22 protein-coding genes and 1 tRNA gene are annotated in these 20210 nt (G+C 63.7%); 8 read left to right on the forward strand and 15 right to left on the reverse strand.

Annotated features, from left to right (window positions below):
• The first annotated feature begins 75 nt into the window (after positions 1-75).
• Positions 76-1287 (forward strand): acetyl-CoA C-acetyltransferase, encoded by a 1212-nt coding sequence (locus tag ABEA18_RS07530; protein WP_345448637.1) that lies wholly within the window; start codon positions 76-78, stop codon positions 1285-1287.
• Positions 1288-1339: 52 nt separating this feature from the next.
• On the forward strand, positions 1340-1807 hold the full coding sequence (locus ABEA18_RS07535; RefSeq protein WP_345448638.1) for an aminoacyl-tRNA deacylase: 468 nt from the start codon (positions 1340-1342) through the stop codon (positions 1805-1807).
• A 125-nt stretch (positions 1808-1932) separates the two neighbouring features.
• Here ABEA18_RS07535 and rplL read toward each other — a convergent pair whose 3' ends face one another.
• From rplL to ABEA18_RS07580, 9 genes are all read right to left on the reverse strand, one after another.
• Positions 1933-2310, reverse strand: coding sequence for a 50S ribosomal protein L7/L12 (gene rplL / locus ABEA18_RS07540; protein ID WP_234749044.1), 378 nt, complete (start codon positions 2308-2310; stop codon positions 1933-1935).
• A gap of 75 nt (positions 2311-2385) precedes the next feature.
• Positions 2386-2991 carry a 50S ribosomal protein L10 gene (gene rplJ, locus ABEA18_RS07545; RefSeq protein ID WP_234749043.1) on the reverse strand — a complete coding sequence of 202 codons (606 nt, stop codon included), beginning with the start codon at positions 2989-2991 and terminating at the stop codon, positions 2386-2388.
• Between the two features lie 302 nt (positions 2992-3293).
• On the reverse strand, positions 3294-4445 hold the full coding sequence (locus ABEA18_RS07550; protein ID WP_425550495.1) for a GNAT family N-acetyltransferase: 1152 nt from the start codon (positions 4443-4445) through the stop codon (positions 3294-3296).
• Entirely contained in the window at positions 4424-5518 is a 1095-nt protein-coding gene (locus ABEA18_RS07555; protein WP_345448641.1) for a GNAT family N-acetyltransferase, read from the reverse strand. The genes ABEA18_RS07550 and ABEA18_RS07555 overlap by 22 nt, the downstream gene beginning before the upstream one ends.
• A gap of 112 nt (positions 5519-5630) precedes the next feature.
• Positions 5631-6338, reverse strand: coding sequence for a 50S ribosomal protein L1 (rplA, locus tag ABEA18_RS07560; RefSeq protein ID WP_028265118.1), 708 nt, complete (start codon positions 6336-6338; stop codon positions 5631-5633).
• Between the two features lie 174 nt (positions 6339-6512).
• Positions 6513-6944 carry a 50S ribosomal protein L11 gene (gene rplK, locus ABEA18_RS07565; protein WP_018773647.1) on the reverse strand — a complete coding sequence of 144 codons (432 nt, stop codon included), beginning with the start codon at positions 6942-6944 and terminating at the stop codon, positions 6513-6515.
• Positions 6945-7073: 129 nt separating this feature from the next.
• Positions 7074-7919, reverse strand: coding sequence for a transcription termination/antitermination protein NusG (gene nusG / locus ABEA18_RS07570; RefSeq protein WP_345448642.1), 846 nt, complete (start codon positions 7917-7919; stop codon positions 7074-7076).
• Positions 7920-8033: 114 nt separating this feature from the next.
• The gene (secE, locus tag ABEA18_RS07575) at positions 8034-8315 is read right to left on the reverse strand and encodes a preprotein translocase subunit SecE (RefSeq protein WP_059387348.1); all 282 of its coding nucleotides are present in this window, start codon (positions 8313-8315) and stop codon (positions 8034-8036) included.
• A gap of 81 nt (positions 8316-8396) precedes the next feature.
• Positions 8397-8469 (reverse strand) — tRNA-Trp (locus ABEA18_RS07580).
• A 323-nt stretch (positions 8470-8792) separates the two neighbouring features.
• Here ABEA18_RS07580 and ABEA18_RS07585 point away from each other — a divergent pair.
• Positions 8793-10022: a pyridoxal phosphate-dependent aminotransferase gene (locus ABEA18_RS07585; RefSeq protein WP_345448644.1), complete on the forward strand. Its 1230-nt coding sequence runs from the start codon at positions 8793-8795 to the stop codon at positions 10020-10022.
• Between the two features lie 82 nt (positions 10023-10104).
• Here ABEA18_RS07585 and ABEA18_RS07590 read toward each other — a convergent pair whose 3' ends face one another.
• Complete coding sequence (locus ABEA18_RS07590) at positions 10105-10776, reverse strand: LuxR C-terminal-related transcriptional regulator (protein WP_236812294.1); 672 nt, start codon at positions 10774-10776, stop codon at positions 10105-10107.
• The gene (locus ABEA18_RS07595; protein WP_345448646.1) at positions 10773-12131 is read right to left on the reverse strand and encodes an ATP-binding protein; all 1359 of its coding nucleotides are present in this window, start codon (positions 12129-12131) and stop codon (positions 10773-10775) included. Before ABEA18_RS07595 ends, ABEA18_RS07590 begins: the two co-directional genes overlap by 4 nt.
• A gap of 125 nt (positions 12132-12256) precedes the next feature.
• Here ABEA18_RS07595 and ABEA18_RS07600 point away from each other — a divergent pair, with 125 nt between their 5' ends.
• From ABEA18_RS07600 to ABEA18_RS07620, 5 genes are all read left to right on the forward strand, one after another.
• A complete protein-coding gene (locus ABEA18_RS07600) occupies positions 12257-13741 on the forward strand; it encodes a PspC domain-containing protein (RefSeq protein WP_345448647.1) in 1485 nt (494 codons plus the stop codon).
• Position 13742: 1 nt separating this feature from the next.
• Positions 13743-14039, forward strand: a complete 297-nt coding sequence (locus ABEA18_RS07605; RefSeq protein ID WP_345448648.1) for a hypothetical protein — start codon at positions 13743-13745, stop codon at positions 14037-14039.
• 45 nt (positions 14040-14084) lie between these two features.
• Entirely contained in the window at positions 14085-14342 is a 258-nt protein-coding gene (locus ABEA18_RS07610; protein WP_345448649.1) for a PspC domain-containing protein, read from the forward strand.
• Between the two features lie 159 nt (positions 14343-14501).
• Entirely contained in the window at positions 14502-15527 is a 1026-nt protein-coding gene (locus ABEA18_RS07615; protein WP_234749032.1) for an ATP-dependent 6-phosphofructokinase, read from the forward strand.
• A 97-nt stretch (positions 15528-15624) separates the two neighbouring features.
• Positions 15625-16356, forward strand: coding sequence for a GNAT family N-acetyltransferase (locus ABEA18_RS07620; protein ID WP_345448650.1), 732 nt, complete (start codon positions 15625-15627; stop codon positions 16354-16356).
• 79 nt (positions 16357-16435) lie between these two features.
• Here the strand turns inward: ABEA18_RS07620 and ABEA18_RS07625 are convergent, their stop codons facing one another.
• From ABEA18_RS07625 to ygfZ, 4 genes are all read right to left on the reverse strand, one after another.
• On the reverse strand, positions 16436-17959 hold the full coding sequence (locus ABEA18_RS07625) for a DHA2 family efflux MFS transporter permease subunit (protein WP_345448651.1): 1524 nt from the start codon (positions 17957-17959) through the stop codon (positions 16436-16438).
• Positions 17960-18013: 54 nt separating this feature from the next.
• A complete protein-coding gene (locus ABEA18_RS07630) occupies positions 18014-18574 on the reverse strand; it encodes a PadR family transcriptional regulator (RefSeq protein ID WP_345448652.1) in 561 nt (186 codons plus the stop codon).
• A gap of 120 nt (positions 18575-18694) precedes the next feature.
• Positions 18695-19108: an ankyrin repeat domain-containing protein gene (locus tag ABEA18_RS07635; protein WP_345448653.1), complete on the reverse strand. Its 414-nt coding sequence runs from the start codon at positions 19106-19108 to the stop codon at positions 18695-18697.
• Positions 19105-20190, reverse strand: a complete 1086-nt coding sequence (ygfZ, locus tag ABEA18_RS07640) for a CAF17-like 4Fe-4S cluster assembly/insertion protein YgfZ (RefSeq protein ID WP_345448654.1) — start codon at positions 20188-20190, stop codon at positions 19105-19107. Before ygfZ ends, ABEA18_RS07635 begins: the two co-directional genes overlap by 4 nt.
• Between the last annotated feature and the right edge of the window lie 20 nt (positions 20191-20210).

Here is a 20210-nt window from a genome sequence, read left to right on the forward strand (position 1 = left end):
GGCTCCATTGTTGAATGGAGTGGTGATGTACGCCACGGTAACCTAGGCTCACCACCCTTGATCGGAAGAGAGAAAATGAGCACCCCCTCAGACATGACGGACAACAACAACGACGTTGTCATCCTTTCCGCCAGCCGCACCCCACAGGGACGGTTGAACGGGCAACTGGCAGGGCTCACCGCCGTCGAGCTCGGCGCTCACGCCATTTCGGGCGCCATCGCCGCGAGCGGACTCACCGCGGACAAAGTGGACGCTGTGATCATGGGACAGGTCCTGCAGGCGGGCGCCGGCCAGAACCCGGCCCGGCAAAGCGCCATCGCCGCCGGAATCGGCTGGAACATCCCTGCCGTCACCATCAACAAGGTCTGCCTCTCCGGACTGACTGCCGTGATCGATGCCGCGCGAATGATCCGTAGCGGGGACGCCGCCGTCGTGGTTGCCGGCGGCCAGGAATCGATGAGCCGCGCCCCCCACCTGCTGCCCGGTTCAAGGCAAGGGTGGAGCTACGGGGCGATCCAGGCCCTCGACGTCGCTGCCCACGACGGCCTCACCGATGCCTTTGATGGCCAGTCCATGGGGCTGTCCACCGAGATCAAGAACCTTTCGCTCGGCATCGACCGCCGGTCCCAGGATGAAGTGGCCGCCGCTTCGCACCAGCGTGCGGCCGCTGCCGCCGCGCAAGGCGTGTTCGACGGCGAGATCACACCCATCAGCGTCAAGCAGCGTAAGGGAGAACCCTTGGTGCTGACAAGCGACGAAGGCGTCCGCCCCCAGACAACATTGGAGACCTTGGCCCCGTTGAAGGGCGCCTTTGCCACCGACGGAACCATCACCGCAGGCAACTCCTCTCCCCTGTCCGACGGCGCCTCCGCACTCGTTCTCACGAGCCGCCGCTTTGCCGAGGAGAACGGCCTTGACTACCTCGCCGTCGTCGGCAAGCCCGGCCAAGTAGCCGGACCCGACAACAGCCTGCATTCGCAGCCTTCCAACGCGATACGCCACGCCCTGGACCGCGCGGGATGGACGACGGCCGATTTGGACTTCATCGAGATCAACGAAGCCTTCGGTTCGGTTGCGGTGCAGTCCTTGAAGGACCTGGACTATCCCTTGGAGAAGTGCAATGTCCACGGCGGAGCCATTGCGATCGGACACCCGATCGGTGCCTCAGGAGCGCGGCTTGCCCTCCACGCGGCCCACGAGCTGAAGCGCCGCGGGAAGGGCAAAGCGGCGGTTGCCCTGTGCGGCGGCGGCGGCCAAGGCGAAGCGCTGCTTCTCTACCGCGACTAGATGTTCGGGCGATTCAGCCGCGGAAGCGGCCTTGAATGGAAACGGGGCATGAATGCGGGGCACTGAGCGATTCCTGGCCGACGCGGCCGCCCGCGGACTCGACGTCCAACTCGTGGAGCGGGCCGCGGCAGGCAGCCTTGACGAGGCGGCCCGCATCATGGGCATCAGACCGGCGGACATCGTGAAGTCCCTCGTGGTCAAGCACCGGGATGGCACGTTCCTGTTTGCGTTGGTTCCTGGTGACCGGCAGATCTCCTGGCCCAAGCTGCGCGCCCTCCTCGGCGTCAACAAGCTGTCCATGCCGTCCGCAGACATCGCTTTCGAGGCAACCGGCTATGAGCGCGGTACCATCACGCCGCTCGGAAGTTCCAAGCCATGGCCCGTCTATGCGGATGCCAGCATCTCCGGACGCAGGATCTCCATGGGGGCGGGCGAACACGGATTCAGCGCTTTCGTGAAGGCCGATGAGCTGGCGGCCGCGCTGCAGGCCGTAGTAGCCGACATCAGCGACCCCATCTGAGCAACACGGGGTCACTTACGGCCCATCCAGCAGCACCCAATGGGCCGTAAGTGACCCCGCGTTGCCCTTAAACGCAGGAAAGCCCCGCCCGGACGAATCCGGACGGGGCTTCCCGAAAAGGCGAGTTACTTGACAGTAACCGTGGCGCCTGCAGCTTCGAGCTGGTCCTTGGCCTTCTCAGCGGCTTCCTTGGTGGCGCCTTCGAGAACAGCCTTCGGTGCACCGTCAACCAGGTCCTTGGCTTCCTTGAGGCCGAGGGAGGTGATGGCGCGAACTTCCTTGATCACTGCGATCTTCTTTTCACCAGCAGCTTCGAGGATGACATCAAATTCGGTCTTCTCTTCAACTTCTTCGCCAGCACCGGCACCAGCCGGGCCTGCAACTGCAACAGCAGCAGCAGTAACTTCGAAGGTCTCTTCGAAGAGCTTGACGAACTCGGAGAGCTCGATGATGGTCAGTTCCTTGAAAGCTTCAATGAGCTCTTCGTTGCTGAGCTTCGCCATGTTTGGCGTCCTTCCTTTAGGTGGTGCTGCCACGGACGTCGTCCGTTACTGCACCGCAGTTTGAATGGGGAGAACTTAGTTCTCTTCGGTTGCTGCTTCAGCGGCTTCAGCCGGAGCGGCAGCCTCTTCTGCAGCAGCCTCGGCGGGAGCCTCTTCGGCAGCCGGTGCTTCTTCAGCGGCCGGTGCAACAGCGCCGCCCTCTTCTTCAAGCTTGAGGCGCAGAGCGTCAATGATGCGTGCAGCAGCGGCAGCAGGTGCCTTGAGGATGCCTGCAACCTTGGCGAGCTGCAGCTCACGGGACTCGAGGGCCGCCAGTGCGGCAACCTCTGCTGCGTTCAGTGCCTTGCCTTCGAAGTAGCCGGTCTTGATGACCAGCTGCTTGTTGACCTTGGCAAAGTCCGTCAGGCTCTTGGCGGCAGCAACCGCGTCACCCTTGATGAATGCAATTGCAGTGGGGCCGGCGAGCTGACCGTCGAATGCTTCGACACCAGCTTCCTTGGCTGCAATGGCGGTCAGGGTGTTCTTGACGACCGAGAACTTGGTGTCCAGGCCGAGAGAAACACGCAGCTGCTTGAGCTGTGCAACAGAGAGCCCACGGTATTCGGTCAGGACAGCGGCGTTCGATTCCTTGAAATCGTTGGTGATCTCAGCTACTGCAGAGATCTTGCTAGGCGTTGCCATAACCCTCCTTCCGGGGAATAAAGCCGGTTTTCCGGGTCCCCGCTCAAAAGAGCTGCAACTAAAAAACGCCCCGCGCAGATGCACGGGGCTTGGCTCGACACGACTCAATGATCGCGGAGATTTGCTTCGTTCACCTGCGCCGGCCGCCCTTTGTCAGGGTCCTTCGTCAAGGAAACCACTTGGTTCTTCCGCGCGTAGCTGCAGAGTTGAGCTGCGCGCGGAGGAGTGGATTCCCATCAACCGACGGTCTTTGGTAGTTCAAGCTTACGGGACGGGCAAGTGCATCGCCAAATCGCGCCGCCTCACTCGGAGGAGGTGACCCTCGGGCCCATGTTCGGCAGTTCCTTCTGCCACAGACCGGTGACCCCGGCCGTCGTGAATCCCAATTGCTTGTTCACCGTCAGCAAGTACCGGTTTTCGGGGGCATTCCAGGTGTAGATCACACGGGCGTCGGGGAACTGTTCGCTGAGGCGCTGCATGTTGGCGACTTTGATCAGGAGCCCGAGCTTGTTTCCCCGGTGCTCCTGCAGGACGATCGTGTCGTCCTGGAAGACGACATCCTGGCGTTGCGCCAGGACGCCGATCGTGGTGAGTCCGACGATCCGCCCGCTCGCGACGTGCTCGACGGCGGTGACCACCGTTCGGCGCCCCTGCGCGACGGCGGCGTCCTCCGCCTGGCGCAACACAGCGGCGTCGAACACTAATTGCTGCTGTTCGGCCTCCGCGGTCTCACTGCCCTCGGACACCACTTCCCCGGCCGCATTCTCCAGCGCCGCCACGGCTTCGAGCCACTGCTCCGGGCAACGGTCGGTCCAGTGGTGGAGACGGTAGCGGCCGGCGTTCGCGTCTTCCGCTTCGGCCTCAAGCTCGGCGACGAGCTTCGAATCCAACGGGAGCGCACAGGAGCTGAACTGTTCGATGTGCTGGAGGGTGTAGCCGGTGCGCCTGGCAAAATCGACCTCGCGGCTGGCCAAGGGAACGAAGCCCAGGCCGCTGCCAGGTACTAGCTGGCCCTCTGCACCGCCGCGCAAGGACTCGGCAGGATGGTTGGTGTCCACCATGATCATCGTCCGGCCCTCGCTTTTGGCGAAATGTTCGGCAGCTTCCAGAAGCTGCCGGCCGACGCCCCTGCGCTGGAATTCAGGAAGGATGTCGAGGGTAAACTCGGCCAGGTCCATGTTGTCCGCAAGGGGCAGCGCGATGTCCACGGTACCGACAATGCGTCCGTCAACGCGGGCTACGAGAATGACCTGGCGTTCGTACGGGTCGCCGAGTTCGAGCAGTTTCTCCAACGGAGTGTAGGCGAGATCATCCGTGCCCCAGATCTGCATGCGTACCCTGCGGCTGACTTCGACGGCCGCCAGGAAATCCTTGGCGTCATCGGCGTCAAGGGAATCCGGGATCCAGAGTTGGCCGATCTCCACCGTGCTCGTCATTTGATCCTCTTTTGCCATTCGCCGTCGTATCCCGCCGGTTTGAAGCCGAGCTGTACGTTGATGGACAGCATATGTTCGTTTTCCTCGGCGTTAAAAGTCATGACGCGCCCGACGGCCGGATATTCCGTCTGCAGCCTGCGCAGATTGGCCAGTTTGACGAGCATCCCCAGTCCATGGCCCCGATGCGGCTTTGCCACCAAAGTGTCGTCCTGCTCGGCCACCCCGGCCTTCGCGGGATCAAGGTAGATCACGGTGTACGCAACGAGCTCCCCCGTCCGCCGATGTTGCGCGGCGGCCACAAGGGCAGTCTGTCCTTCGGCTAGCGTGGTGTCCTCGAGTTGCCTGACGCGGGCCGCATCCCAGGCCTCCGCCTCGATCTCCAGGCCTCCCGCCGGGGTATCCGTGCTCATCCGGCCCATCAGCCCGGCCATGTGGTCCACGTATTCTCCGGGGCAACGGTTCGTCCAGGCAAGGACCCCGTATTCGGCGTCTGCTTTGGAATGCGCCGCAAGCTCGAGTCGTGCCCATTCCGCGTTATGGTCCATGTCCAGCGTGCTGAATCTGCTGGCCTGTTCCAAGGTGTATCCATGCTTGAGGCAGAAGGCTGCTCCCGGACCATCGTCGGGTACTCCCCCGGGTACTCCCTCCGCGCCTGCTCCTGCTCCTGCTCGTGCGAAGCCGATCGGGTGTTCGGTGTGCGCCTGCAGGACGTGCCTCCCCTGGGCCGCCGCGATCCCTTCCACGGTGCGGAGCAATGCGGTTCCGATTCCATGCCGGCGGCACCCCTCCAGCACATCTACGTGGATCCACGCGGTATGGACATTGTCCTTGAGCGGAACGCTGCAGGAAGCGTGGCTGACGATGCTTCCCTCAACCCGGGCGAAGAAGTTCCTCGATACCTCGTATGGAGTATCCCGCCATCCGGCGAGCCGGGCCTGCGCCGAGGACGCGCGCTCCAGGTTTCCCCAGGTTTCCAGCACCATGGCGTCCATCACGGATGAGAGCTCCCGGAAATCCTTGCCGTCCGGCCCATCCATGGACTCCGGCAGATGGAGCTCGTGGATGCTGAAATCCGGAATCTGGCCTGTCATGCCCTCAGCCTAATCAGCGCTCGCCAGCCGCGATAGGTGCCCGTTTGCATACAACGAAAGGACCGCCCGGCGAATGCCGGACGGTCCTTTCAGAGTCGATGCTCCCGGTGGCTTACGCCTCGGTGAGAACCTTGGTGACGTTCGGGTCAACGGAGATGCCCGGACCGAACGTGGTGGCGACCGTAGCCTTCTGGATGTAGCGGCCCTTGGAAGCGGACGGCTTCAGGCGAAGAACCTCTTCCAGAGCGGCTGCGTAGTTCTCGGCCAGCTTCAGCTCGTCGAAGGAAACCTTGCCGATGATGAAGTGCAGGTTCGAGTGCTTGTCGACGCGGAAGTCGATCTTGCCGCCCTTGATGTCGTTGACAGCCTTGGTGACGTCAGCAGTCACGGTACCGGTCTTCGGGTTCGGCATGAGGTTACGCGGGCCGAGGACCTTACCGAGACGGCCAACCTTGCCCATGAGGTCAGGGGTTGCCACTGCGGCGTCGAAGTCGGTCCAGCCGGCTGCGATCTTTTCGATCAGGTCATCGGAACCAACGAAGTCGGCGCCTGCAGCGATTGCCGCTTCAGCCTTGTCGCCCGTTGCGAAAACGAGGACGCGGGCAGTCTTACCCGTGCCGTGCGGCAGGTTCACGGTGCCGCGGACCATCTGGTCGGCCTTACGCGGGTCAACGCCCAAACGGAAAGCAACCTCAACGGTGGCGTCGAACTTGGACGGGTTGGTGTCCTTGGCGAGCTTGATGGCCTCGAACGGGGCGTAGAACTTGTCCGCCTCGATCTTGGCTGCGGCTGCCTCATATGCTTTGCTGCGCTTTGCCATGCTGCTTATTCTCCTTGTGCAGTTGTGGTCTGCGGACCGCGCTGGGCCCTGCCACAGTCGGACATCCGGCGTGGATCTCCAACATTTTCAATATTTCAATGGTGCCGGTTTCCCGGCGGTGCTACCCGGCGTCGTCAGTTTCCCAAAACAGACGCCATGAAGCGGTGAGGGGAATTAACCCTCGACGGTGATGCCCATGGAGCGTGCGGTGCCGGCGATGATCTTGGCAGCGCCCTCAAGGCTGGTGGCGTTGAGGTCTTCCATCTTGGTGGTGGCGATCTCGTTTACCTGCGCCTGGGTCAGCTTGGCAACCTTGACGGTGTGCGGCGTGGCCGAACCCTTTGCAACGCCTGCAGCCTTCTTGATGAGTTCTGCAGCCGGCGGGGTCTTGGTGATGAAGGTGAAGGAGCGGTCTTCGTAGACCGTGATTTCAACCGGGATAACGTTTCCGCGCTGGGCTTCCGTTGCAGCGTTGTACGCCTTGCAGAATTCCATGATGTTGACACCGTGCTGGCCAAGCGCAGGACCGATCGGCGGGGCCGGGTTGGCGGCACCTGCCTGGATCTGCAGCTTGATGAGGCCGGTGACCTTCTTCTTGGGAGCCAATGTAGGTCCTTCTCTCAATAACTTCCTAGGACACAGGAGCGTGCCTCAGGTTTATGGCCGCCATGGCAAGGCGACCGACCGCTCCGTGGCTGCTAAGCGGGCAACCGCGGGGCGAAATTCTTGGATCAACTAGATCTTGGTGACCTGGTTGAAGGCGAGCGTAACCGGGGTTTCGCGTTCGAAGATCGACACCAGGACCACAAGCGTCTGGGAATCCATCTTGATCTCGGAGATCGTGGCGGGAAGGGTCTCGAACGGACCTTCCTTGACGATGACGGATTCTCCGACCTCGAAGTCGATGTCGACGGGCGTCTGGTGCTGCTTGTTGACCGGCTTGCCCTTTTCGGCCTGCTGCTCTTCGAAGACCGGAGCCAGCATCGAGAAGACCTCGTCGAGGCGAAGCGGAACCGGGTTGTGTGCGTTGCCCACGAATCCGGTGACCCCGGGGGTGTGGCGGACGGCGCCCCAGGATGCGTCAGTCAGGTCCATGCGGACGAGGACGTAACCGGGGATGCGTACGCGGTTGATGATCTTGCGCTGGGCGTTCTTGATCTCAACCACTTCCTCCATGGGCACCTGGATCTCGAAGATGTAATCTTCCATGTCCAGGGTCTGGATGCGGGTCTCAAGGTTGGCCTTGACGCGGTTTTCGTAGCCGGCGTAGGAGTGGATGACGTACCAGTCACCTTCCTGGCGGCGAAGCTTGGCCTTGAACTCCTCAGCGGGGTCGGCAGGCGCTACGGCTGCAGCGGCGGCCAGGGCGTCGGCGTCGTCGGACGCCTCAGCAGACTCGTCGTCGTCGTCGGCAGACTCGTCGTCGCCGGACTCATCCTGGTCGGCGTCGTCGACGTCGGCAGTTTCGGGCGCAGCAGAATCGACCTCGGATCCTTCCACGGCGTCAGCCGTGGCGTGGGCCGTGCTTTCAGCGGGCCCATCCAGCTCAGTCTCAGTTACCTCGAGCTCCTGCTCAGACACTTGGTCTCCTGCTTCCTCATTGCCTAACATGCCTATTTAAATGGCTCAATTCCGCAAACCCTGCGAAATCCCTTGATTTTCCGGGGATTCCACGCGGTTTGCGGAGCGATCCGCTTAGTGGTTCGTGGTGCCAGTAGCGCCGAAAACCCATTTGATTCCCGTACCGAAAGCCAGGTCCAGGATGGTGACGACCAGCATCATGATGGCCACGAACACCAGCACCACGACTGTGTAGTTGACCAGTTCCTTACGGGTGGGGGCAACTACCTTCTTGAGCTCGCCAATTACCTGGCGAACAAAAAGCGCAATTCGAGCGAAGAGGCCGGAATCGGACTTCTTGGCAGGGCGGCCCTTCGAGCTGCTCGCAGCTGTTTCGGTCACCTGATCCTCACTCATCTATGCAAACGTCGTTGACCCGACTCTGATCAGAGTCATGGTTGCTGCGCTTGTTCCAAGCAAAACCCGGAACAGCTTGCGCAGGGCAGACAGGACTCGAACCTGCAACCTGCGGTTTTGGAGACCGCTGCGCTACCAATTGCGCCACTACCCTATGGAACGAATCCATATTTCGGCCACACTCCATCGAAGCCAACGAATCCAGAAGAACACGAGATTCCGGAGCCTATCTGGGGCGCGAACCATTGTGATGTTTTTCAACACCGGTGAACCAGTCTACGCAACAACGTCGCGATAGTCGAACCGGGCCATTTCGGAGCGTTCAGGCCGTCCCGCTCGTGTGATCAGCGCTCGCTTGATCAGCCTTCACTGTCACTTTCCCGGCGTTAGCCCGATAGCTCCGCAGAACAGCATAAAGTAGATTTCGTCGAATCCCACCATCCAGCCCATGAGCTGCCCGCGAAGAACGGTGCTTTAATGTCTGCCGGAATACCAGCCGCCCGCATTTCACAGCGAATTTCCGCCATCGCCGAATCCGCCACCCTTGCCGTTGACGCCAAGGCCAAGGCGCTCAAGGCAGCGGGTCGCCCCGTGATTGGCTTTGGCGCCGGGGAGCCCGACTTCCCGACCCCCGACTACATCGTCAAGGCCGCCGTCGAGGCCGCCGGCCAGCCGAAGTACCACCGCTACTCCCCTGCCGCCGGCCTGCCGGAGCTGAAGCAGGCTATCGCGGACAAGACTTTCCGCGACTCGGGCTACAAGGTGGATGCGTCCCAGGTGATGGTCACCAATGGCGGCAAGCAGGCTGTCTACAACACCTTCGCCACACTGGTTGATCCGGGCGACGAAGTAATCATCCCCACGCCTTTCTGGACCACCTACCCGGAGGCAATCCGCCTCGCCGGAGGCGTTCCCGTCGAGGTCTTCGCCGGCCCGGAACAGGGTTACCTGGTCACCGTGGAGCAGCTTGAGGCCGCGGTCACCGACAAGACGAAGATCCTGCTTTTCGTTTCCCCGTCCAACCCGACCGGCGCCGTCTATAGCGCCGAACAAGTTGCAGAGATCGGAAAATGGGCAGCGGCGAAGGGCCTCTGGGTAGTCACCGACGAGATCTATGAGCACCTGACGTACGACGGCGTCCCCTTCACCTCGATTGCCACTGCCGCCCCCGAACTCGGCGACAAGGTGGTCATCCTCAACGGTGTCGCCAAGACCTACGCCATGACCGGATGGCGTGTCGGATGGATGATCGGCCCGGCCGACGTCATCAAGGCCGCCACCAACCTCCAGTCGCACGCGACGTCGAACGTTTCCAACATCATGCAGATCGCAGCCCTCGCTGCGGTGTCCGGTCCGCTGACCGCCGTCGACGAAATGAAGGTCGCCTTCGACCGCCGCCGCAAGGCGATTGTTGCCGGACTGAACGCGATCGAGGGTGTGGAATGCCCGACGCCGACCGGCGCCTTCTACGTCTACGCCGACGTCCGCGGACTGCTGGGCAAGGAATTCCCGACGTCGAACGGTCCCGCCCGCCCGTCAACGTCCGCTGAGCTAGCCTCACTGATCCTCGACGAGGTTGAGGTCGCCATTGTTCCGGGCGAGGCCTTCGGCCCCTCCGGTTTCGTGCGCCTCTCCTACGCCTTGGGCGACGACGACCTCGCCGAAGGCGTTCGACGCCTCCAGGAATTCCTCGGCCAGGCCAAGTAGCCTTCCGCTTCCACAAACGCCTGCTCACCTTGGCCATAGGTGAGCGGGCGTTTGGGTTTAAGCCGCCATAGGTGAGCGGGCGTCAGAGGAGGCGTCGCTCGGCGGCCCACTTTGTCAGTTCGTGGCGACTGGAGAGCTGGAGCTTGCGGAGTACCGCGGAGACATGGGTTTCCACGGTCTTGATGGAAATGAACAACTCCTTGGCCACCTCCTTGTAGCTGTAGCCCCGGGCGATGAGGCGCATGACTTCCAGCTCCCTCGCGGAGAGACGGTCGAGTTCGTCGTCGGCGATCTCGGCCGGGGAGGTTCCAAACGCGTCCAGGACAAAACCGGCCAGTCTCGGCGAGAAGACGGCGTCCCCGTCGGCCACGCGGATCACGGCATCGGAGATCTCGGGGCCGGAAATGGTCTTGGTGACATAGCCCCGGGCTCCGGCGCGGATGACGGCCACGACGTCCTCGGCGGCATCGGAGACGCTCAAGGCCAGGAAGCTCGTGCTCCCACGCAACGGCGCGGATGCGCTGATGACCTCCCGACCGCCACCGCCAAGGCCGCCAGGCAGGTGGACGTCGAGCAACACAACTTCCGGGTGAACCTCTGCAATCACGGCGATAGCTTGCTCCACTGTTCCGGCTTCGCCTACGACGTCGATCCTGGAATCGAGGTCGGCCTTCAGCCCGGACCGGAAAATGGCGTGATCGTCCACGATCACCACACGAACCTTCCGCGCTACTTGCTCTGATAGGGCGTTCATGCTTTGGCTTCTCCGTTTCGGTTCTCTGCTTTGTCGGCGTTCTCGACGGGCAGTTTCAGGCGTACTTCGGTGCCCTCGGAGCTACTGCTGATGACCGCAGTACCGCCGTGGCGCTTCATCCGTCCGATGATTGATTCCTTGACTCCGAGCCGGTCTTCCGGGACGGTATCCGGATTAAAGCCGGGTCCGCGGTCCCTGACAAAAACCTCGCTGCCGGTGTCCGAGCTCTCGAGATAGACGGACACGGCTCCGCCGCCGTGCCTGGCGGCATTGTGCATGGCCTCCCGGGCCGCCAGGACGAGGGCTTCGTGCCTGTCTGTCATGGCGGCGTCTCCCACGCTGACGACGTCGACGGCGTGTCCGTGGGCGTCCTCGACTTCGGCTGCGGCCGCGCCAATCCGCTCCGCCAGGAGTCCCGCATCCTTGGCGGCGTCCCGGTACAGCCAGGTGCGCAGTTCACGCTCCTGGGCACGGGCGAGGCGGACCACGTCCTGCTCGGAACCTGCCCGGCGCTGGATCAAGGCGAGCGTCTGCAGTACCGAGTCGTGCAAGTGGGCGGCAATCTCGGCCCGCTCAGTCTCGCGAACCCGCGCTGCCCGCTCAGTTTCAAGGTCCTTCCAGAACTTCAAGCCCCACGGCAGCAGCACCAGTGCGACGCCGCCCAGCACCGCGATGGAAGCCAGCAGGGCGAGCCAGGTCTGCTCCCACGAACCGGAACCGGACACCATGACCAACACCCCGGCAACCACCAGGGCCAGGCCTGCAGCGAGGCGGACCCAGCCACCGGCTTGGTCGGCCTTGGTCTTGTCCACCAGCCCGGCCCGGCGCGTCTCATCCAACTGCATCCACGCGATCGACGCTCCGCCGAGTATGGCCGCCGCCGGGATCAGCGTGCCGAGAGGGACCTCGACGCCGAGCTGCCGGGCAATGAGGATGGCGGCCACCAGGAGCAGGCCGGCTCCGAGGAGGATCTCTTTCCCGTACTGGATGCGGCGAATCCTGAACCAGGAGGCGAAGACGGGGGCCGGGGCGGACGGCGGCAGCGGCTGCGCGCCGCCGTCGGGCGCTGTTACGTCGGGGGGCATGCTCACCGAAAGGGGCATGCTCACTGCGGGAGCAATGGGCGACGCCGGCCGGCGGCTATTGCGGCGGGCGCTTTCGTCGGCGGTGGGCACCATGACCCAGAGCCAGGCGTAGAAGGCCAGGCCCGCGCCGCCGGCGAACGAGGCTAGGACCATACCAAGCCGGATGTATTTCACAGGCCAGCCAAGGTGGTCGGCCAGGCCGCTGCACACGCCGGCAATCATCCGGTCGCTGCTCCGGACCAGCGGCGGGCGTTGCATGGCGGTTGTCATGATTCCATCCAAACACGTATCAGGGCCTTCGGCGCTCGAAGCTAGGGCATCTCAGGGGGCCACTCAGGGAACGTTCAGGGTATCCCCCAATAGAGGGCGGCGTCGCCGGGCGGCAAGATCGAAGTATGAACGCGAACAGCATGAATCCCGAGGACTCCGGACAAGCAGCGGAGCCCGGTCAACCTGAAGAATCCAGCCAGCCGGCCGGGACAGGCTCGCCGGAAGAACCGGCCCAGCCAAACGCAGCCAACAGCGGCGCCTCGCCGAACTACGCCGTTCCCGCTCCCCCACAGAACTTCTTCAACTGGATCCGCAGCCAAGGCATCAGCCGTGGCCGGGACCGTTGGGTGGGCGGCGTAGCGAGCGGCATCGCGCACCGCTTCGGCGTCGATCCATTGATCGTCCGCGGCATCTTCATCGTCCTTACCCTCTTCGCCGGCGTCGGCATGCTGCTCTACGGCGTCGCCTGGGCGCTCCTGCCCGAACCGGATGGCCGCATCCACGCCCAGGAGGCCGGAGCAGGCCGCTGGTCCGCAGGCATGACCGGCGCCCTCATCACGACCATCATCGGATTGCCGGGCCTCGGCCGCGGTTTCTGGGGATGGGGCTGGAACGGCGTTCCTGGAATCCTCTGGACGCTGTTCTGGGTAGGCGGCACCATCTACTTGATCTACTTCCTGGTCCAGCGCAGCAAATCCCGCAACGGAAGGCAGACCATGGGCCCTCACAACCATGCGGCCGCTCCAGGCTCCCCCGGCGGGGCGGGCACCCACGCCTCAGCAGGTTATCCGGCCGGTCCTTACAGCGCGGGTCCTTACGGCGCAGTTCCTTACAGCGCAGTTCCTTACAGCGCAGCTCCTTCCGGCTCCGGTACTTACGGGACAGGCGGCCCCTCAACTCCCGCAGGCCCCGTCAATCCTGCGGGGCCGTACCCACCCGTTGGCGTACCGAACCGCCCAGAGCGGCCCGAGCGGCCGAGGCGGCAGGGACCGGGCGCGGCCATCGTAGCGGTCTCAGCCGGGGCGGCCCTGTTGGCCGGCGGAACGCTCAAGCTGCTCGACGCCGGCAACGTCATCCACCTTGGCGATGCCGCCAACGCTGTGGTCTGGGCCACGGGGGCCGCAGTCCTCGGCCTCGGCATCCTTGTCGCCGGGCTCCGGGGCCGTTCGTCGGGGCTGCTCGGCTTCCTGGCCGTAGCGACGCTGGTAATCGGAGCCGTATTCAATATCGCCCCGAGCGCGGACCACTTCCGCCTCCAAAATGCCCAATGGAATCCCGTGAGCATCGACGATGCCCGCAAAGGCTTCGACATCACGGGAGCCAACGGGACCGTTGACTTGACCAAACTGAACCTGAGCGCGCCACTGAGTTCCGACGTCGTGGTTCCGATGGACGTGACCGCAAGCAATATCAAGCTGGTCGTCCCCTCGACCGTACCGGTGGAGGTCCAAGCAGACATGACCTTCGCGAACCTCAAGCAGGACGGTAGCGCCGTCACCCAAAGCAACGGTGGTACCAGGGAGAGCTTCAACACGGACAAACCCGGCGCCAAGCTTGTCGTCAGGCTCAACGGCACTTTCAGTAACGTCACCGTCCAGGAAGGAAACTGACATGAGCACGCACGAACCCACGCGGGCATTTGAAACGGCACCTGAAACCCCGGTTCAAACCGCCCGGGCAAGGGTAGGCACAGTGGTCTGGGGGCTGATTGTCCTGGCACTCGCGGCTTTGATCATCATTTCCGAGCTCGGCCTCGTGGTCCTCAACGGCACCTACGTGCTGATCGGGCTCATGATCGGGGCCGGAGCGGCACTCGTGATCGGAGGCCTCTTGTCCGCCCGCTCCCGAAAGGGCAGCGGGTCAGGCCCGGACTCCGGGGCCGGCGGCACCGATTCCGACCACCGGTAGCAAGCAGCACGTGACAAAGCAGCCACAACAGGGAAGGCTCTAGCCATGAACAAGTTCTTCAGCATCGTACGGGGCATTGGCCTGAAGCGCGGTCCGCAGCGTTTGATCGGAGGGGTGTGCGGTGGCATTGCCGCCAAACTGAATGTGGACGTGGCCTACGTCCGTATTGGCTACCTGATCTTCTGCCTGCTACCCGGGCCCGCCGTGGTGATCTACGTGGTGGCTTGGCTGTTGCTTCCCAACCAAAGCGGCACCATTGCCCTGGAATCCTTCCTCACCCAGCGTTCGCAAGGCCGGAAGTAACACAGCCCTGGTTCGCCCGTCCCATTTCAACCCTGTTTCAAAAGTCTCATCCCTGGCGGTGGTCATGGTTTGTGTCCCACCCCACATTGCCCCCTACAATCAGTGTGAGCTCAGCGTGGCGCTCTGCACGTATACCTCCTAGCCAGGATTTGAGCCCTCATGAAAATTGGAATCCTTACCAGCGGTGGCGACTGCCCCGGACTTAACGCCGTCATCCGCGGCGCCGTCCTCAAGGGAATTGCCATTCACGGCCAGGAATTCGTCGGTTTCCGGGACGGTTGGCGGGGCGTCGTGGAGGGCGACGTCATCGACATTCCCCGCACCATGGTCCGCGGTATCGCCAAGCAGGGTGGAACCATCCTCGGCACGTCCCGCACCAACCCGTTCGAGAACGGGGGCGGGCCGGACGTCATCAAAGCCCACATGGACCGCCTCGGCATCGACGCCATTATTGCCATCGGCGGTGAAGGCACCCTTGCAGCCGCGAAGCGCCTGACCGACGCCGGTCTGAAGATCGTGGGCGTCCCCAAGACCGTGGACAATGATCTCGACGCCACCGACTACACCTTCGGTTTCGATACCGCCGTCCAGATCGCCACTGAGGCCATCGACCGGCTACGCACCACCGGGGAATCCCACCACCGCTGCATGATCGCCGAGGTCATGGGCCGCCACGTGGGCTGGATCGCCCTGCACGCGGGCATGGCTGCCGGCGCGCACGCCATCCTGATCCCCGAGCAGAAGGTCAGCATCGAGCAGATCACCGAGTGGGTCCAGGAGGCCCACGATCGTGGCCGCGCACCGCTGATTGTTGTTGCCGAGGGTTTTGTTCCCGACCACATGGAAGCCCCGCACTCCGAACGCGGCCTGGATACCTTCGGCCGGCCCCGACTGGGTGGCATCGCCGACCAGCTCGCCCCCGAAATCGAAGCCCGCACCGGCATTGAAACCCGCGCCACGATCCTCGGCCACATCCAGCGCGGCGGCGTCCCCTCGGCTTTCGACCGCGTGCTGGCCACCCGTCTGGGAATGGCAGCCATCGATTCAGTCGTGGAAGGCCGCTGGGGAACCATGGTGGCCCTCAAGGGCACGGACATCGAGCACGTGGGTTTCGAAGCCGCCTTGGGCAAGCTCAAGACCGTCCCGCAAAACCGCTATGACGAAGCCGCGGTCCTGTTCGGCTAAACCGGTTCGTCAAGGAGCAGGTTCTTCAAGGAGCCGGCGGGTACCACCAGGTGCCTGCCGGCTCCTTCCTTTCCCGGGACTGCATAGACTCGATGTCATGGAACTTGATGCGGGATCGGCGGAAATTGTGCTGCTGGCCTGGGCCCGGCATTTAGGGTTCGACGACGAGGCCTTCAGTTTCGTCTCCGGTTCACCTGCTGCCCGCAACGGGGAGCGGTTGGTCCGGGAAGATGAGGACGCCGAATCCATTACGTTCGTGAGGCTCTTCGGCCGCTCCGCATTGGTGGCTCCGGCATGGGCGGCGGCCGCCGCCGTCGAACTCCCGGACGACCAACTGAGCGAGCATTCCGTACTGTTGCGGATCAGCCGCGAACACGGTGGCCACGGGCTCGGGACGTCTGCCCTGCTGTTCGCCGACGACCTTCCCCTCTTCCAGCCGGGCGGCGAGGTCACAGTCTCCCACGGCCACCCCGAGGCGATCGAGTTGGAGGGCAGATGCCCCCCGGACGACGTCAACGAAGTCCACCTCTCAAGGATGGACCACCATTTCACCGTGATGGACGGCAACGAACCGGACCGCAAACCGGTGGCTTGCGGCGCTTATGCGGAGTGGCAGGGGATCCTCGCGGACATGGGCGTCCTGGTGCCCCCGGAATTGCGCCGGCAAGGGCTCGGAACCCTCGCTGCTTCGATCGCTGCCCACGAGGCACTCGCCTCCGGGCTGACCCTGCAATGGCGAACGGCGCTGGACAACCGGGGCTCCCTGGCCTTGGCCCGAAAGCTGGGATTCGCCGACGGCGGCATCCAGACCTCCGTTCTGCTTCGCTAGCGCCCTCCACTGCCCGCGAGTTGGCAGACGATGCCCCCAAAACCGCATTTTGAGGGCATCCTCTGCCAGTTCGCGCCGGTTAGCCGTCTTGCGAAACAGTTTGAGGCTTAGCCCCTGCGGCAGCCGGGGAACCCCAACCCTGGACGGCCTTGGGCTTGCCAAACAGCAACGCCGCTACTGCGCCCAGCAGAATCGCAAAGGCCGGCAGCAGGACCGACTGGCTCATCGCCGTCGAGAAGCCGTCATGCAGGAATTCAGGCAACTTTCCGGCGAATCCGCCTTCACCGGCCGGGGCAGCACCTGGCGGAGCCGCGGGAAGCTCGGCCGCGAGCCGGGACTGGATGAGTGCGGCGATGGCTGCCGAACCCAGTACCGCACCGATCTGGCGCGTCGTGTTGAAGACGCCGGAACCGGCGCCTGCCGACCGCGGCGGGAGGTTGCGGGTGGTGGCGTTCGAGACCGGGCCCCAAATGAAGCCGTTGGCCACACCCTGGAGGGCACTGGGCAGCAGGAACATCCAGATTGGGGTGTCCGGTTTCAGAAGGGTCGACGTCCAGAAGAGTGCACCGGACAGGCAGACGAGGCCGAAGGCGGCAAACCAACGCGGGTTGATGCGGTCGATCAGCTTGCCAACGAAAGGTGCCAGCGCGCCGGAGATCACGGCCATGGGGATCATGAGCAATGCGGACTGCGTCGGGGTCAACCCGCGGACTACCTGGTAGTAGAAAATGGTGGGCAACGGGAACGCGGTGATGGTGAAGCCCACCGCCATGATGATGGTGTTTCCCAAGGAGAAGTTGCGGTCCTTGAACAGGCCCAACGGCAGCAGGGGTTCGCCGCCGCGGCGCTCCAGGAGCCACTGCCACAACACGAACAAGGCCAGGACGACGAGCCCCGTGATGATCAGTCCCCACACCGTAATAGGCCCGCTCACGGTACCCCACTTGTAGCTTTGGCCTTCCTGGATGCCGAACACCAGAAGGAACATGCCTGCTGCGGACAGCAGCACACCCAGGACGTCGAACTTGTGGCTGTGCGTGGTCAGCTTCGGTACAAGCCGGGTCACGAGGACAAAGGCAACGACGCCGATGGGAACGTTGACGAAGAAGATCCACTGCCAGCCGAGGCCGTCAACCAACACGCCGCCGAGGATCGGGCCGACGAGGATCGCCATGCCGGCCGTGGCGCCCCACAGGCCCATCGCCGCGCCCCGGCGGTCCGGCGGGAAGATCCGGGTGATGACGGCCATGGTTTGAGGCGTCATCATGGCAGCGCCGATGCCCTGGACCACCCGGGCCGCGATCAGCATGCCGATGTCGCCCGAGAGGCCGCACCACAGCGAAGCCAGGGTGAAGACCACGAGGCCGATCAAGTAGAGGTTCTTCGGCCCGAAGCGGTCACCGAGCCTTCCGGTGATCAGCAACGGCACGGCGTAGGCGAGGAGGTAGGCGCTCGTCACCCAGATGACGGCATTGATATCGGTGTGCAGGCCCTCCATGATCCGCGGGTTCGCCACGGAGACAATGGTGGTGTCGATCAGGATCATGAAGAACCCGACCACGAGGGACCACAGCGCGGGCCACGGTTTAGCTACGTTTTCCATGGGTTTCCTTTGACTGTGCTGAATCTATTGCAAGTTGGTTCGTGGCATGGGCGGTCACCATGGCAACTGCCCGCTGCGGAGATCATTTTGGAAGCTGCGTATCCAGTCGATTTCCGTCCGCAGCATGGTTTGTTGGTACTTGACGTCGATCCAGAACTTGGGCTCGACGCCTTTGGCAGCGACAGCTTCTTCACCGCGGACCAGGAAGTCGAGCTGGTTTTCCAGGTTCGCCACGCGGTGGTCCAGGAGTTCGAGTACGACGCCGGACGGCAGGTTGTGTGCCTCGGCGATCGCGTGGGGGAACACCGGGTACTCATTCACGGGTTCCGCCAGCATGTTCTGGAGGCGCTCGGTCAGCGCTTCCCGGCCGGTTCCCGTGATTCGGTAGGTGGTGCGCTCGGGCCGGTTGCCGGAACGGTCAATGCCTGTGGACTCGACCAAACCCGCCTCTTCCAGGCGGCCGACTGCGTGATAGAGCGTACCCGGCCGGACTTTGACCAAACGGTCCTCGTGGCGGGCCATCAGGAGCTGGTACATCTCGTATGGATGCATCGGCGCCTCGACAAGGAGGGCCAATGCAGCGACGCCCAGTGGAGTCAGCGCTGCTCGTGCCATTTCCCCATCCTCCGTGCGAACTATTCCACAACAACTATTCCACATGGAATATTTGCGCGCAAGACAGCCGGCGCGGCGAGGCCGTCACGTATGGACAAAGCCCGACGGCCCCGCCTTGGCCTATCCGAGCAGTCCGAGAATCTCCGTGCGGGCAAACATCCGGGCGGCGTCGCGCGCTGTGGGTGCACCGGCGTCAGGATCGGCACCGGCGTCGATCAGAACCCGGGCCACCTCCGTGTAACCCTTGAAGACTGCGCCGGCCAGCGGAGTCTGGCCACGGTCGTTCGCGCCGTTTGCATCGGCACCGTGGTACAGCAGAAGCTGAACGGTTTCAGCGTGGCCATGGTATGCGGCCAGCATCAGCAGCGAGTCACCCGCGGCAGTGCGCATTCCAACCGGCGCACCGGCATTGAGGTAGCTGCGCAGGATCTGCGAGTTGCCTTCCCTGGCGGCATCGAACAAGGCATGCGCCAAGGCAATGGCCTCGTCATCGGCACCCGTCGCCTGGGCTTCAGCGCCCGTCGTTTCGCTCATCGATGGGGTCCCTTCAGGAATCCGGTCTGACGCCCCACCACCTGTCCGGCATCGGGCGCAACGATTACTTCCTGGGCGGCCGGATAAGGCTCCTCACCGTCCAGCACGGTCAGCACTTCGTGCGGGTCGACGGACCGCTTGATCAAAGCCAGTCCTACTGCCCCCATTTCGAAATGCTGGGCCACGGACGTTAGCGTACCCACCTTGCGCTCTCCGGCAAATACGACGCTGCCCGGCGCCGGAAGGGTGTGCTGCGAGCCGTCCAATTGCAGGAAAACGAGCCGCCGGGGCGGGTGTCCCAGGTTGTGGACGCGGGCGATGGTCTCCTGGCCCTTGTAGCAGCCCTTGGACAAGTGGACCGAGGTCCGCAGGAGATCGAGCTCGTGCGGAATGGTCTTCTCGTCTGTCTCCGCGCCGAGACGGGGACGCCACGCGGCAATGCGGAGCGCCTCCGCCGCCAAGGAGCCGGCGAGGGCCATGCCTTCAACGGCCGCTTCAAGCTCGTCCGCGGGAATGAGGTACTCGAACCAGGGACGCTCAAGGCCGGGATGGGAGCTTTCCTCCACCACGCTGTAGGAGTAGCCACCGACGCCGATGTGCGGCCACGGGTCCTCCCAGACGAGCCGCCCGGACCAGGCGTCAACGGGCTTGGTTGAGCCGACGACGGCCCAATCGGCCGACACGTCGGCCACCTCGACGCGCAACATGAACCGCATTCTGTCGAGCCACTCCGCCAGCGGGGCAGCCTCGGCGGCTTCGACCAGCAGCCAGGTGGTCTCGCCGTCGTCCACCACTCGGGCGTCAAACTCGATGCGGCCCTGGATGGTGAGGAGCAATAGTTCGCTCGAGACGCGGGGCTGGAGGTTGGTCAGTTGCTGCGAGGAAAGGGTGTTGAGCCAGCTCAGTCGGTCAGGGCCGGTGACGGTGACAACGCCCCGGTAGGAAAGATCGACGACGGCGGTGCCGGCGGCGAGTGCGCGCTGCTCCCGCAGGGGTTCGCCGTAGTGGGCCGCGACGCCGGAGTCCTCGCCGCCGCCTTCTACAGCTCCGGGGCGCGACAATAGGGGGCTCTTGTAAGTCATATGTAGTAGAAGTCCTTGGG

This window comes from Arthrobacter gyeryongensis, assembly GCF_039543785.1.
GTDB classification, from domain to species: Bacteria; Actinomycetota; Actinomycetes; order Actinomycetales; family Micrococcaceae; genus Arthrobacter; species Arthrobacter gyeryongensis.

What these genes read in the sequence shown, in the direction of transcription:
- ABEA18_RS07550 (WP_425550495.1), bottom strand. Translation starts at nt 4,445, where the DNA reads ATGGCAAAAGAGGATCAAATGACGAGCACGGTGGAGATCGGCCAACTC.
- ABEA18_RS07620 (WP_345448650.1), top strand. Translation starts at nt 15,625, where the DNA reads ATGGAACTTGATGCGGGATCGGCGGAAATTGTGCTGCTGGCCTGGGCC.
- ABEA18_RS07630 (WP_345448652.1), bottom strand. Translation starts at nt 18,574, where the DNA reads ATGGCACGAGCAGCGCTGACTCCACTGGGCGTCGCTGCATTGGCCCTC.
- ABEA18_RS07635 (WP_345448653.1), bottom strand. Translation starts at nt 19,108, where the DNA reads ATGAGCGAAACGACGGGCGCTGAAGCCCAGGCGACGGGTGCCGATGAC.
- ABEA18_RS07605 (WP_345448648.1), top strand. Translation starts at nt 13,743, where the DNA reads ATGAGCACGCACGAACCCACGCGGGCATTTGAAACGGCACCTGAAACC.
- ABEA18_RS07535 (WP_345448638.1), top strand. Translation starts at nt 1,340, where the DNA reads ATGCGGGGCACTGAGCGATTCCTGGCCGACGCGGCCGCCCGCGGACTC.
- ABEA18_RS07590 (WP_236812294.1), bottom strand. Translation starts at nt 10,776, where the DNA reads ATGAACGCCCTATCAGAGCAAGTAGCGCGGAAGGTTCGTGTGGTGATC.
- ABEA18_RS07600 (WP_345448647.1), top strand. Translation starts at nt 12,257, where the DNA reads ATGAACGCGAACAGCATGAATCCCGAGGACTCCGGACAAGCAGCGGAG.
- ABEA18_RS07610 (WP_345448649.1), top strand. Translation starts at nt 14,085, where the DNA reads ATGAACAAGTTCTTCAGCATCGTACGGGGCATTGGCCTGAAGCGCGGT.
- rplJ (WP_234749043.1), bottom strand. Translation starts at nt 2,991, where the DNA reads ATGGCAACGCCTAGCAAGATCTCTGCAGTAGCTGAGATCACCAACGAT.
- ABEA18_RS07615 (WP_234749032.1), top strand. Translation starts at nt 14,502, where the DNA reads ATGAAAATTGGAATCCTTACCAGCGGTGGCGACTGCCCCGGACTTAAC.
- rplA (WP_028265118.1), bottom strand. Translation starts at nt 6,338, where the DNA reads ATGGCAAAGCGCAGCAAAGCATATGAGGCAGCCGCAGCCAAGATCGAG.
- ygfZ (WP_345448654.1), bottom strand. Translation starts at nt 20,190, where the DNA reads ATGACTTACAAGAGCCCCCTATTGTCGCGCCCCGGAGCTGTAGAAGGC.
- ABEA18_RS07595 (WP_345448646.1), bottom strand. Translation starts at nt 12,131, where the DNA reads ATGACAACCGCCATGCAACGCCCGCCGCTGGTCCGGAGCAGCGACCGG.
- ABEA18_RS07625 (WP_345448651.1), bottom strand. Translation starts at nt 17,959, where the DNA reads ATGGAAAACGTAGCTAAACCGTGGCCCGCGCTGTGGTCCCTCGTGGTC.
- ABEA18_RS07530 (WP_345448637.1), top strand. Translation starts at nt 76, where the DNA reads ATGAGCACCCCCTCAGACATGACGGACAACAACAACGACGTTGTCATC.
- ABEA18_RS07585 (WP_345448644.1), top strand. Translation starts at nt 8,793, where the DNA reads ATGTCTGCCGGAATACCAGCCGCCCGCATTTCACAGCGAATTTCCGCC.
- secE (WP_059387348.1), bottom strand. Translation starts at nt 8,315, where the DNA reads ATGAGTGAGGATCAGGTGACCGAAACAGCTGCGAGCAGCTCGAAGGGC.
- ABEA18_RS07555 (WP_345448641.1), bottom strand. Translation starts at nt 5,518, where the DNA reads ATGACAGGCCAGATTCCGGATTTCAGCATCCACGAGCTCCATCTGCCG.
- rplL (WP_234749044.1), bottom strand. Translation starts at nt 2,310, where the DNA reads ATGGCGAAGCTCAGCAACGAAGAGCTCATTGAAGCTTTCAAGGAACTG.